The organism is Cytobacillus stercorigallinarum (assembly GCF_014836495.1).
Lineage (GTDB): Bacteria > Bacillota > Bacilli > Bacillales > Cytobacillaceae > Cytobacillus > Cytobacillus stercorigallinarum.
Map to the genome: position 1 here is coordinate 20850 of NZ_JACSQT010000016.1, position 13696 is coordinate 34545.

At 37.3% G+C, this 13696-nt stretch carries 12 protein-coding genes; 2 read left to right on the forward strand and 10 right to left on the reverse strand.

Features of this window, described 5'->3' with window-relative positions; translation table 11 throughout:
- Window positions 1-26: 26 nt before the first annotated feature.
- The 3 genes from H9655_RS20330 to H9655_RS20340 all read right to left on the reverse strand — a co-directional run bounded on the left by H9655_RS20330 (window position 27) and on the right by H9655_RS20340 (window position 3447).
- A complete protein-coding gene (locus H9655_RS20330) occupies window positions 27-2012 on the reverse strand; it encodes an iron ABC transporter permease (protein WP_191817061.1) in 1986 nt (661 codons plus the stop codon).
- Between the two features lie 4 nt (window positions 2013-2016).
- Window positions 2017-2985, reverse strand: coding sequence for an ABC transporter substrate-binding protein (locus tag H9655_RS20335; protein ID WP_191817062.1), 969 nt, complete (start codon window positions 2983-2985; stop codon window positions 2017-2019).
- Window positions 2986-3300: 315 nt separating this feature from the next.
- On the reverse strand, window positions 3301-3447 hold the full coding sequence (locus H9655_RS20340; protein WP_191817063.1) for a lmo0937 family membrane protein: 147 nt from the start codon (window positions 3445-3447) through the stop codon (window positions 3301-3303).
- A gap of 141 nt (window positions 3448-3588) precedes the next feature.
- Here H9655_RS20340 and H9655_RS20345 point away from each other — a divergent pair, with 141 nt between their 5' ends.
- On the forward strand, window positions 3589-4911 hold the full coding sequence (locus H9655_RS20345; protein ID WP_191817064.1) for a lysine N(6)-hydroxylase/L-ornithine N(5)-oxygenase family protein: 1323 nt from the start codon (window positions 3589-3591) through the stop codon (window positions 4909-4911).
- A gap of 48 nt (window positions 4912-4959) precedes the next feature.
- On the opposite strand, the gene H9655_RS20350 is transcribed toward H9655_RS20345, so the two are convergent.
- Window positions 4960-5757: an SDR family oxidoreductase gene (locus H9655_RS20350; protein ID WP_191817065.1), complete on the reverse strand. Its 798-nt coding sequence runs from the start codon at window positions 5755-5757 to the stop codon at window positions 4960-4962.
- 117 nt (window positions 5758-5874) lie between these two features.
- Between H9655_RS20350 and H9655_RS20355 the strand changes: the two genes are divergently transcribed.
- Window positions 5875-6411: a TetR/AcrR family transcriptional regulator gene (locus tag H9655_RS20355; protein ID WP_191817066.1), complete on the forward strand. Its 537-nt coding sequence runs from the start codon at window positions 5875-5877 to the stop codon at window positions 6409-6411.
- A gap of 80 nt (window positions 6412-6491) precedes the next feature.
- Here the strand turns inward: H9655_RS20355 and H9655_RS20360 are convergent, their stop codons facing one another.
- The 6 genes from H9655_RS20360 to sufC form a co-directional block, all read right to left on the reverse strand.
- Window positions 6492-7562 (reverse strand): N-acetylmuramoyl-L-alanine amidase, encoded by a 1071-nt coding sequence (locus H9655_RS20360; RefSeq protein ID WP_191817067.1) that lies wholly within the window; start codon window positions 7560-7562, stop codon window positions 6492-6494.
- Between the two features lie 525 nt (window positions 7563-8087).
- Window positions 8088-9485, reverse strand: coding sequence for a Fe-S cluster assembly protein SufB (sufB, locus tag H9655_RS20365; protein WP_095371998.1), 1398 nt, complete (start codon window positions 9483-9485; stop codon window positions 8088-8090).
- Window positions 9486-9552: 67 nt separating this feature from the next.
- Entirely contained in the window at window positions 9553-9996 is a 444-nt protein-coding gene (sufU, locus tag H9655_RS20370; protein ID WP_191817068.1) for a Fe-S cluster assembly sulfur transfer protein SufU, read from the reverse strand.
- Entirely contained in the window at window positions 9986-11215 is a 1230-nt protein-coding gene (locus H9655_RS20375) for a cysteine desulfurase (RefSeq protein ID WP_191817069.1), read from the reverse strand. Before H9655_RS20375 ends, sufU begins: the two co-directional genes overlap by 11 nt.
- Window positions 11215-12525, reverse strand: coding sequence for a Fe-S cluster assembly protein SufD (gene sufD / locus H9655_RS20380; protein ID WP_191817070.1), 1311 nt, complete (start codon window positions 12523-12525; stop codon window positions 11215-11217). The genes H9655_RS20375 and sufD overlap by 1 nt, the downstream gene beginning before the upstream one ends.
- A gap of 17 nt (window positions 12526-12542) precedes the next feature.
- On the reverse strand, window positions 12543-13325 hold the full coding sequence (gene sufC / locus H9655_RS20385) for a Fe-S cluster assembly ATPase SufC (RefSeq protein WP_095371994.1): 783 nt from the start codon (window positions 13323-13325) through the stop codon (window positions 12543-12545).
- Between the last annotated feature and the right edge of the window lie 371 nt (window positions 13326-13696).

Consider the following 13696-nt stretch of genomic DNA (forward strand, 5'->3'; position numbering starts at 1 on the left):
GTTCAGATTATTTTTTATTAAACAGATTAACTCGATTTGATTTTGTTTGTTTTTTTCAATAAATAAAGTAAGTAAGGTGCACCGATTAAAGAAACAATTACTCCTGCTGGTATTTCTTTTGGTGCTAATACTACCCTTCCAAGAAAATCAGCTGAAATAAGTAAAATTCCGCCAATTACTAAGGTTAATGGCAGTAACTGTAGTAGCTTCGGACCTACCAGTTGCCTAGCAATATGAGGAGCCAGTAAACCGATAAATCCAATAGCTCCAACCACCGATACACTTATGCTTGACAACATAACAGCTAATATAATCATAAACATACGCATTTTACTTGTTTTCACACCTAGACCGATGGATAGTTCATCACTCAATGATAAGATTTCGAATGTATTGGCCATATAGAGAATAACCGGAAATAGTAGCAACGATGTTATCATCACTATTACTATATCACTCCAGCTCGTACCATAGGTGCTACCAGCAAGCCATGTCAAAGCTTGTGATGCATGAAGATTAGCACGCACTAATAAAATCTGTATAATAGCAGAACCTACCGCAGAGATAGCGACACCCATTAATAATAGAATCATCGGTTGATAACCGCTCCGCGCACTAATAAACAATACAATGCCCATTGTGACAAGTGCACCAATTAATGCACCAAATGGAATAAGGACAAAGGGGGCTTGTGGAAAAACAATGAGAACCAACATCGCCACTACACTAGCACCTGAAGTTACACCTAAAACAGAAGCATCAGCAAGTGGGTTACGTAAAACAGTCTGCATCATTAAACCGCTAGCCGCCATCATCATGCCAATTCCGAAGCTGACGATCACTCGAGGCAAGCGAAAATCCCAAACGAAGGTATTATACATCAATTCTCTTGGCAATTCTAAAAGACTAGTGAAACTTGTTCCCCCAAACGAAAGGCTAAGCCCTACTAATCCAAGGACGGCGAGAAATATGAGGAAATAAAATCTTTTTACATGCTTAATACGCACTTTCCCCTCTAATGCTCCTCCAGCCGTTCTAGTTTTCCTACTTACCTTTAAGGCTAAATATACTAACCAAGGTGCTCCTATAATGGCCGTCATTGCTCCTACAGGTAACTCGGACATACTCGATATCATACGAACAAAGATGTCAGCACATATGAGTAAGCCTGCACCAACCACTATATTTCCTATTAGCATGGATCGATGCTTTCTAAATCCCATTAGACGCACAATATGTGGAGCCATAATACCAACAAAGCCAATTGGGCCTACTACTGTAACAGAGACAGCAGCTAATATAATTGCAATGCCCCAACCTATTAATTTACTAATCATCACATTTTGTCCTAAGCCTACAGCTACATCTTCCCCCAACAGTAAGGCGTCAAAACGATGACCTATTATAAAGGCAAAAAGAAGAGTAAAAAGAATCCATGGCAAAGCGAATTGAACACCACTCCAATCAAGCTGTAACAATGTTCCCGCTCCCCATAAAAACAACCCGGACACTTCATTTTCATATATCAGCTGCAGGGCACTAGTAAATGAAGAAAACAACATGGTTACTATCAATCCAGTTAATGCGATTCTAATAGGATCCAATGCTCTACCTACTAGAAAACTAACAATTAAAGCTGCTATGATCCCCCCAAGCATCGTCACGAAAAATGGAAAGGCACCCTTTATAGAAGGAAAGAAAATAGAAAAAAGAACAACAAAGAAAAATGCTCCTGCATGAATGCCTAATGTACTTGCACTTGCGAGCGGATTTCTTGTCATTGTTTGTAATAACATCCCTGCTACGGCAAGTGCAGCTCCAACTAAACAACCAATTAAAAACCTCGGCATTCTACTATAAAGGAGAAAATTCAGTTCCTGTTCATTATCCCATACTTCCATCCAAAAGCTGAGTAAACCTGTTGAAGCTTGTCCTTGACTTAAGTGGATGAGGCCAAGAATAATAAACAAGAACACACATGTCGCAAATAATAAAAAGGGTTTAGCTCTCATAACATTACTTCACTAATGTCTCTTCAACATGAGCAACTAAAGTTTCCATTGAAAGAACACTACCAAACGTCCAGACACCTGCTCCTACATCATACATCAAGTCTTTTTCTACAAAGTATAAAGAATTCCAAGCTTTGTTTCCTTCTAAATTACTAAATAACGGATCATCTTTTTGTACAGTATGAAGAAATAAAGCTTCTTCGTACTTAGATACACCCTCTACATTTGTTGTAATAAAACCACTCGGCTGTGGATCTTGGTCCTGGATTTTATTCGTCAATCCTATACCTTCAAGTGTATGGCTCACCGTTGAGTTTTCTGTAAATAATCGAAAGGTCGGTGCTTGATTCGCAGAATAAGCTTGTGTAAAAACAAATTCATTTGTCTTTAATTGAGCTGCAGAAATATTCTCTTTCGCTTCTGCCATTTTTCCCTCTAAATGAGCAACTGCCTCATCAGCCTCTTGCTCTTTACCTACTAGCTTACCTGTCTGTTTTAATGTATGTAACATGTAAGCATATAAGTCTTTTTGAGCTTCATCTGTCGAACTATCAAAAATCACGACAGGAGCTATTTTTTCAAGGTCCGTTTTAAACTGCTCTTGATATTCCATACCAATAATCACATCAGGCTCTAACTTTGCTATTTCCTCAATATTTGGTTCTGTCCTTAAACCAATATCCACAACACTATCATCTAATTTAGCATCAATTGTTACCCACTTATTAAACCCCTCTACATCCGCTACTGCAGCTGGTTGTACACCAACAGCTAATAACTCTTCAGCAACGCTCCATTCAAGAGCAACTACTTTTTCCTGAACTCCCTCAAAGCTGCGTTCACCTGACGCATCTTCAATAACAATGGTTTGATCATTATTATTCTCTTCTCCACTATTACTCACTTCTTCCTTTTGCATACAACCAGTTAAAACAAGAACAAATAAAAGCATAATAAAATATAATTTCTTCATTAATCAAAGCTCCATTTCCAAAAAATTTAATTATCACAGTTATTGCATTTAAAATAAAGAAGATTCCGAAATATTAGCAACTAATCATATTGGAACTTAATTTGTTTTTCCTCTTTTAACAATGATAATCATTCTCATTTTAATGTAAAAAATGAAGTTTGGCAATACACTATTCATTGCAAACGTTTTTTTAATTAAATCATATAAAATCTCGATTATGTCCTGGGTGAACATTCATAAACAAACACAATGAAAACACCCACCTTCATTGTGGTGGGCGTTCCTTTTTATATTTATTTACCCTCAGATGTCCATTTAAGGTCTACGTCTTCCAGTGAATAATTGGAATAATAAAACGACAAGTGCGATGACTAATAATAGGTGGACAAGTCCTCCTGCGACATCAAAGCTAAATCCCAAAATCCATAAAATAATTAAAATACCGATAATCGTCCAGAGCATTTTACATTGTCCTTTCTGTTGTTTATTTGTTCGATACTTTTAAATACCCCAGAAAAAAAACACTTAAACCTCTCATCCATTCCCTCTCTGTTTAGAATGTTAGAGAGAAAGGAAAATATAGAATAGTTATTTCACCTATTAATGGAAGAAGGGATACTATTGGTTACACCTGTCGTTTATGATTTTATTGGCATTGGCTTAGGGCCTTTCAATTTAAGTCTTGCAGCTTTAACTGATCGAGTCAAAGAGATAGATGGATTATTTTTTGAACAAGAAGAGGCGTTTGTTTGGCACCCGGGTATGCTTATAGAAGGCACTGATTTACAGACACCCTTTTTAGCTGATTTGGTAACATTTGCCGATCCAACCAGTCCATATACATTTATCAATTATCTACATAGTAATGAGCGCTTATATGCGTTCTACTTTCTCAACCAATTCACCATACCGCGCAAAGAATATAGTGACTATTGTAATTGGGTAGCCCATCAATTATCACATTGTTATTTCAATCACCGCGTAACAAATGTGACAGAAACAGAGGATCATCTTTATCAAGTAACCGTAGAGAATCTACTAAAAAAAGAAGTAGCCAACTATTTAACAAAAAATCTCATTATCGGAACTGGCAGTATACCAATGGTTCCAAAGGGATTAGATGGAGATTGGATAAACAATGATATTAGTCACTCAAGTGAGTATTTGTTTCATGAGGAGCAATTGAAAAGTGGTCACTCTGTCACTGTGATCGGTTCTGGTCAAAGTGCATCTGAGATTTTTTACGACTTATTGATGGATCAGAAATACCATGATTATGAACTAACCTGGTTTACAAGATCATCAGGCATTTTCCAAAAAGAAGATGCCAAATTAGGGAAAGAATTTTTCTCACCTGAATATATTCATTATTTCCATCAACTTGATTTTGACAATCGTCTAGAAGCATTGGATTCTTTAAATCAACTGCGAAATGGAATCGACCCCGAAACTTTAAAGAAAATTTATAATCTGCTTTACCATCGCTCTATCAGTGGGGAAAAGCTCAATGTAACCATTCAACCCTTAACAGAAGCGAATAAAATAGAGAAAATAGAGAATACGTACCATCTACATTGTCAACAATGGCAGCAGAAGAAAAAATTCATTCACCAAACGGAAAAGGTTGTCTTAGCAACTGGTTATAAACCTGCCCTACCGAATTGGTTATCGCAATTTGCCAATGAAATCATTTGGGAAGACAATAAACGATTTAAAGTAACGGAAAATTATCAAATTGACTTTAAGAAAAAGAAAACAAATCAAATCTATACCTTAACTAATATTGAACATTCACATGGGGCTAGCGCAACAAATCTAGGACTATCTGTTTTCAGAAATCAAAAAATCATCAATTCAATTGCTGGAAAAGAAATCTATCCAGAACCAACAAAAACGGTTTTTCAACAATTTTCACCGAAACACTAGACAATAAAGACCCTGCTTGATGAGAATCCAATCAGCAGGGTTTCTTCTTTATTTGAGATTAGCGACAGTGCCTCCATCGACTCTTAAATCTGTTCCAGTAATATAGCTTGCAGCATCACTTACTAAAAACGCCACAGCTGAAGCAATTTCCGTAGGTTCACCTTCACGTTGCAATGGTGTCTTTTCTAGTAACACCTTCATTTGCTCAGATTGACTAGCTTCCTGTCTACCCATTGGTGTATTAATCGTACCAGGAGAAACAGAAACAATGCGCGCTCCTTTCTGTCCCCACTTCCATGCTTGGTCTTCTACAATTAATAAAACCCCTAATTTCGAAAGGCTATAGGCAGTACCAGCATTTGCTTGATTGAAAGGCTCCATCTTCTCGTGCAGATCTTTAGCCAACGGCGTCTTAAGTATCTCTGTATATGGGCCTTCTTTTGGCACCATATGTCCACTCATTGAGGAAATACAGACGGCAACTGTCCCTCTTTGTGCGATCTCATAGAAAGCATCTAAAATGATACCCGTTCCTTTTAAATTAACATCAAGAATTCTTTCCGCATCAGCCATTGTCGGTGATAATCCCGCTGTATTAATGATCGATTTTAATTCACCTAATGAATCAGCTTTCTGCACCAATGCTTGGACATTTTCTTGATCTGTTATATCTACTGTTTGATAATGTACATGAGCCATTCCTTTGTCATTTAACTCTAGTTGGGTCTGTTGTAATCTCTCTTCATTCACATCAGCTAGCAAAAAGATATCTTCCTTGTTTAGCGCTTCTGCAATCGCTTTTCCCATACCACCTGTACCACCAGTTATTACATGAACATTTGTCACTTAAGTTCCCCTCCGTTATACTTCAAATTACGACTCACTATAATTGTAAAAAAGAAAGCCAATACAAACAAACGACATTTTCACTCTAAATGTCCAATTTAAGGAGTTGAGGAAACAATGCTACAAAATCCATCTGCGAAAACGTATATCATCACAGCACTACTTGAACTTTTACAGCAAAGGACATTCTCTTCTATTACAGTAAAAGAGATAGTAAAAAGAGCAGGCATTAGTCGCTCTACCTTCTATGTCTATTATTATGATAAATTTGATTTACTTGAGCAACTCTCAAAGGACATCATCATCGAATTCATAGCATTTTATCAACAAGCTAAAAAAAAGCACAATCCCCATTTACAGGTAGAACAAACAACCAAGGATATATGTAATCATGTCTTTTCTTATCAATCTTTCTATAAAGAACAGTTAAAAAACCCACAATTCATTCACCAATTATCACGAGAACTATCTGCAACATTAATGCATGTCTATAACCATAAAAGTTACGCCTCCTTTTCTAGCTATGGCACAGTGGGCTTTCTGGCTGAATGGGTATATGACTCTTTTCAAATGAGCCCTGAGGAAGCTGCTATAGAATTAAGAAAAATAGGGACTACAGATTGGTCGGCTTCACATACAGAAATGAATAAATGACTAACTTTATAGAAAGCAATAATAAAAAAAAGCAAGGTGTATATTTCATCTTTACAGTACCCTTGCTTTTTTATGTTCATTTATTTAACAAAGGTTCCTGCATTTAGTCGGCGTTGCATTTCTTTTACGACGAGAGATGGACGACTTAATACACCATCGACAACCGTCCCCAAATATATTTGTAACGCTCGTATTGTATGAGGACCCATTAAACCATCAGGATTTGCACCAATCAGTCGTTGCAATGCTATTATCACATTACTTCCTTGTTTTCCAATAGCAAAGTGAATCGTTCCATCATAGAAGGCATTCGTTACACTATTTTTCGGCTGATTACTGATGATACCATCAACAGGAGTACCCAATGCTTTTTGTAGTGCTCTCGTTGTTGATTTCCCCCATTTTCCGTCTACGTTCAGATTTGCTTTTGTTGATGGTTTCTTCGAGACTCCTTTTTTGATTTTTTCTAATAAAGCAATGTTTTGCACCGCTGTACCTTGATAATTATTCATACCATATTGCTTTGCTAATTTTGCTCGGTTCTTGAAAGATGAGTCTATTCCTTGTGCGTTTAGATAGTCGACAATACTATTTCCACTCTGAACCGGTTTCGGTTGAGTAGGACTAGGCTGAGGGGACCCAAAATTTTCCTCTACCTGCACTCCATCTACTTTATTCAAAAAATCCTCCCATGTAATGCCCTTATAACCCGCGCGCAATTGTGCGGGACAATTTTTTCCTGACCAATCATGATGCTGTTTAATTCGACTCCGATCCAACCCATACTTGTCCATTAACATTTTAACTAATGCTGCGCCATTATTGATTGTCTGTTCATAGTCACCATCGGCATTGATGCACATCTCAATATGAATCGACGCCGTATTCCCAGGCCCTCGCCCATCTCCTGCTGCCCAGCACATCACATCATCTTCAAATGATTGGATCGCTATCCGGTCATCGACTTGGTAATGCCAACTAGCTTGTCTTGAATTTAAGTTCGACTGTAAATTAGCATGCATCTGCGCATTTGCTCCGATTCCCATATTACCTGTTTGATGTGGTGTAATATATTGAATTTTATTACCTTTACCATAAGAGCGTTGATTAACTACTTCCTGAGATACAAGTTGCTTTATCACATTAACCATACATAACCCTCTCCTTTCTATAATATATAAGTAAAAAGGACTGCCCGTGTGGACAGCCCTTCATAAAAAATACATATAGAAAGCCTATTTTTTCTATAGAATGGAAGAGTGAAAAGATATAATGATCAATTTACTGATCTGAGTATAATAGATGCATTTGCTACTCTATTGTTTCAACCTTGTTGTTAGTACAAATGCATTTTGCTCCCCAAAATATAGCGTAGCAACCTAAGACATGATATGACATTCAAAATTATGACAATAACGAACGACTTGCTAAGGTTTTTGGGTGGGAAATTCCTTGCATGCCTCTCTCTCTGTAGACAAATATGAAGAAGTAGCATGACTGATCAAACCATATATAACCTCTGACCTCTGACTTAACTCAAAAAAAGAAGAAGACGAACTAAAAAAGTTCGCCTCATACACTAAAATAAACGAGAAAAAAACTGTATCTGCCCGAAATCGGCACGAATAATTTTCACTCCAAACAAAAAACCCTTATATAATAAGGGTTTTAAGCATTTATCCAATTGAACCTTCCATCTCGAACTTGATCAAACGGTTCATTTCAACAGCATATTCCATTGGAAGTTCTTTTGTAAATGGTTCGATGAAGCCCATGACAATCATTTCTGTTGCCTCTTCTTCAGAAATACCTCTGCTCATTAGATAAAATAATTGTTCTTCAGATACTTTAGATACCTTCGCTTCGTGCTCTAATGAAATATTGTCATTCATGATTTCATTGTAAGGGATCGTATCAGAAGTTGATTGATTATCCATAATTAAAGTATCACATTCAATATTTGAACGTGCACCAGTTGCTTTACGTCCAAATTGAACAATTCCGCGGTAAGTTACTTTACCACCTTGTTTAGCAATTGATTTAGAAACAATTGTTGAAGATGTATTCGGTGCTAAGTGTAGCATTTTCGCACCTGCATCTTGGTGTTGTCCTTTACCTGCTAATGCGATGGACAATGTCATACCACGTGCGCCTTCACCTTTAAGGATAACGGCTGGATATTTCATTGTTAGTTTAGATCCGATGTTACCATCAATCCATTCCATTGTTGCATTTTCTTCACAAACTGCGCGTTTTGTAACGAGGTTAAACACGTTATTTGCCCAGTTTTGAATCGTTGTATAACGGCAATATGCGCCTTTTTTGATGATAATTTCAACTACGGCACTATGCAGTGAATTGGTTGTATAAACAGGTGCAGTACAACCTTCAACATAATGTACATGTGCGCCTTCATCTACAATGATTAACGTACGCTCAAACTGACCCATATTCTCAGAGTTAATACGGAAGTAAGCTTGTAATGGTGTATCTACTTTAATTCCTTTAGGAACGTAGATGAATGAACCACCAGACCAAACTGCTGAGTTTAATGCAGCGAATTTATTATCTGTTGGTGGGATTACTTTTGCCCAGTGCTCACGGAAAATATCTTCGTTTTCACGTAGTGCAGAATCTGTATCTTTAAAGACGATCCCTTTTGACTCAAGATCCTCTTGCATATTATGGTAAACTACCTCAGATTCGTATTGAGCAGAAACCCCTGCAAGATATTTTTGCTCCGCTTCTGGAATACCTAACTTATCAAAAGTTTGTTTGATTTCTTCAGGAACCTCATCCCAAGAACGCTCTGTTTTCTCAGATGGTTTTACATAATACGTAATCTCATCAAAGTTAAGTGCTGATAGATCGCCACCCCATTGAGGCATTGGCATATTGTAGAAGTGCTCTAAAGATTTCAATCGGAAGTCAAGCATCCATTGAGGCTCTTCCTTCATTTTAGAAATCTCTTGCACGATTTCTTTTGTTAAACCGCGTTTTGACCGGAAAATGGAAATGTCCTTATCGGCAAATCCATACTTGTAATCGCCGATTTCAGGTGCTTTTTTTGCCATTTCGTCTTCCTCCATTCTTATGGTTAGAAAAAACCTTCACCATGATTTATTTTAACGTTAATTATGACTACTTAGCTGTATCTTCCTCGTTCATTCCCTTTTCCATTGCCTTCCACGCTAGTGTCGCACACTTAATACGGGCCGGAAATTGGGAAACACCTTGAAGTGCTTCAATATCACCCAAATCGATATCATCGTCATAATCTTTCCCAAGCATCATTTCAGAAAAAATATGAGATAGCTTTACTGCTTCTTCCTTTGTTTTTCCCTTAATTGCCTGTGTCATCATAGATGCCGATGACATTGAGATAGAACAGCCTTCACCTTCAAATTTGGCATCAGCGACTTTCCCATCTTCGAGCTTTAATGTTAACTGAATTCTATCTCCACAAGTCGGATTATTCATATTAACTGTTAAGCTATCATCTTCAAGTACGCCTTTGTTTCGAGGGTTCTTGTAATGATCCATAATCACTTGGCGATAGAGGGTATCTAAGTTATTAAAAGACATCGCTGAAATACTCCTTCGTTTTAATAAGCCCTGCTGTAAGCTTATCAATATCTTCTTCTGTGTTATATAAATAGAAGCTTGCTCTAGCTGTTGCTGATTGCTTCAACCATTTCATTAACGGTTGTGCACAATGATGCCCCGCTCTAATAGCGATTCCTTCAGCATCTAATACCGTTGCCACATCATGCGGGTGAACATCATCTAAATTAAATGTAACAATCCCTGCACGATTTGCTGCTGTTTTTGGGCCGAAAATTTTCATGCCTTCAACTTCAGAAAGTCTCTCTAAAGCATAAGCAGCAAGCTTGTGTTCATGAGCTTCAATTTGGTCTAGACCGATTTCTTCTAAGAAATCAATCGCTGCACCTAGTCCAATCGCTCCAGCAATGATTGGAGTGCCACCTTCAAACTTCCACGGAAGTTCTTTCCATGTAGATTCATATAAGCCAACAAAATCAATCATTTCGCCACCAAATTCAACTGGCTCCATGTTTTCTAAAAGTTGTTTCTTTCCATATAGAACACCAATACCAGTAGGTCCACACATTTTATGTCCTGAGAAAGCAAGAAAATCACAATCTAGATCTTGCACATCAATTTTTAAATGAGGTGCCCCTTGTGCAGCATCAACAACCATTATAGCTCCATGCTGATGAGCAATCTTGGCAATATCTTTAATAGGATTGATTACACCCAATACATTAGATACAAGTGTAACAGAAACAATTTTCGTTTGGTCTGTAATTGTAGCGGAAACATCACTCAAAGCAATTGTTCCATCTTCTTGTAATGGTAAATATTTTAATGTTGCACCAGTTTCCTTAGCCACTTGTTGCCAAGGAATAATATTACTATGGTGCTCCATATAGGAGATCACAATTTCATCTCCTTCTGACAGATTCGCTTTCGCATAGCTTGCAGCCACTGTGTTTATACTAGTCGTTGTCCCTCTAGTAAAGATGATTTCTTCAGTGGATTTTGCTTGAATAAACTTGCGGACTTTTTCTCTGGCGCCTTCATAGCCGTCAGTAGCCCTTGTACCTAAAGTGTGTACACCTCTATGAACATTTGAATTATCGTAATGATAATATTTTTGTACCGCCTCAATCACTTGAATTGGTTTTTGTGATGTAGCACCGCTATCTAAATACACTAATGGATGGCCATTGACTTCTTGATTTAGTATAGGAAATAGCTCGCGAATCTCTTTTGCATTCATTATTGAACTTTCCCTTCAATCACAGCTGTTAATTGCTTTTTAACCCCTTCGATAGGAAGCGCATTAACTACTGGCGCAAGGAAGCCATGAATAACAAGGCGTTCTGCTTCTTTTTGTGAAATACCACGACTCATCAAATAATATAATTGTAACGGATCGACACGACCAACAGAAGCTGCGTGACCGGCTGTTACATCATCTTCATCAATCAATAGAATTGGGTTGGCATCTCCACGTGCTTTTTCACTTAGCATTAATACACGAGATTCTTGTTCTGCATTCGCCTTTGTCGCACCGTGCTCAATTTTACCGATTCCATTAAAGATGGAAGTAGCTGCATCCTTCATTACACCATGTTTTAAGATGTAACCTTCAGATGCTTTACCAAAGTGTACGATGTTTGTTGTAAAGTTTTGCGTTTGTTTCCCGCGACCTACAACGACTGTTTTCATATCTCCGTATGAACCATCACCGATTAAATTCGTTTTATTATCAGATACTGTATCGCCATCATTCATTAAGCCCAATGCCCATTCAATACGTGCATCTCGGCCAGCAACTCCACGACGATTCACATAAACAGTAGTTCCAGCAGATAAAGTGTCTACCGCTCCATAAGTTACTTTCGCATTTGTATTAGCAACAACTTCTGAAATGATGTTAAAGATGCCTTTGCTTTCTTCCATTGTTGAAATGTAGTTTTCTACATAAGTTACAGAACTATTATCTTCAGCAACCAATAATACATGATTGAATAGGTTTGCCTCTTGATCGTCATGAATAAATACAGAGTGTAATGGCTCTGTGATTTCAACATTTTTAGGAATATAGACAAATGCGCCACCATTCATCAATGCAGCATGTAAAGCTGTTAACTTATGTTCGTCAACCTTTACCCCATCTGTCATATAATATTTTTGTAATAGATCTCCGTGCTCTCTAGCAGCAGTAAAGATGTCAGTGAAAATAACACCTTGATCAAGAACTGTCTTTGATAAAGAGATATATGCCGGACGGTTATTACGCTGTATATATAAATTTTGGTCAGCTGATTCTAAATTGATTAAGCTTCTTACTTCTTCTGGCAAGTCTGTTAATGAAGAGTAATCTTCACTCCCCACGATATGCTTATCAAATTGAGTGAAATTCCATTTTGAAATATTTGTTTTATCAGGCTTAGGCATTGGAAGATCTTCAGCTTTCTCCAGTGCGTTTACACGGAGTTCTGTCATCCATGCAGGCTCGCCCATATCTTTTGAAAAAGAATGTACGTATTCTTTATCAAATGGTAACTTTATTTCTGTTGACATAGTGATCCTCCTAACTCTTACGCTTCTTGCTCAACTGATTCGTCTTCGATACCTAATTCTTTTTTAATCCAGTCATAACCTTCAGCTTCTAGTCTTTGTGCTAATTCTGGTCCACCAGACTTAACAACACGACCTTGCATCATTACATGCACGTGATCAGGTGTGATGTAGTTTAATAGACGTTGGTAGTGAGTAATAATTAAGCAACCAAATTCCTCACCGCGCATTTCGTTAATCCCTTTAGAAACGACTTTCAATGCATCGATATCTAATCCAGAATCAATTTCATCAAGGATCGCAATCTTAGGCTCAATCATCATCATTTGTAGGATTTCATTACGCTTTTTCTCCCCACCAGAGAAGCCTTCGTTTAAGTAACGTTGGGCCATATCTGTATCCATTTCAAGATACTCCATGTTTTTATCCATTTTACGAATGAATTTCATTAGAGAAATCTCTTCGCCTTCTTCGCGACGGCTATTAATTGCTGAACGTAGAAAATCGGCATTTGTTACGCCACTGATTTCACTTGGGTACTGCATTGCAAGGAATAGACCTGCACGCGCGCGTTCATCTACTTCCATTTCAAGTACATCTTCACCGTCTAAAATAATACTTCCTTTTGTTACTTCATATTTCGGATGTCCCATAATTGCGGAAGATAATGTTGATTTACCTGTTCCGTTAGGACCCATAATTGCGTGGATTTCTCCACCCTTTATCTCAAGGTTAACACCTTTTAAAATCTCTTTTCCTTCAATTTCAACATGAAGGTCTTTAATTGTTAATGTAGATGCCATGTTTATACCTCCGTAATAAAAAAGATTTGCCCTGTTAAGTCAAATCTCATTTCTAGTTTAATTCTCACTTTATTCTCATTACAATCTTATAACAAATTAAATGTGATATCAACTCTTTGCACATATTAGACGATATTTCCACTATGTATATGTTGTAAACCTATCACCCTACATTATTCTACACTAAATTTAGTGAAAAAAACTCATTTTTCTTCTATTTATATATCACTTGTTGGTATATTCTTCTCTACTTGCATTTATGTCCAAATTAAAATCATCATAATCATCTTGTTTACAAGCAAAAGAGAAGTCAGATTCCCGATATATATATAAGGTTTCACGCTTCCTAATCATTGACGAAATTAAACCTC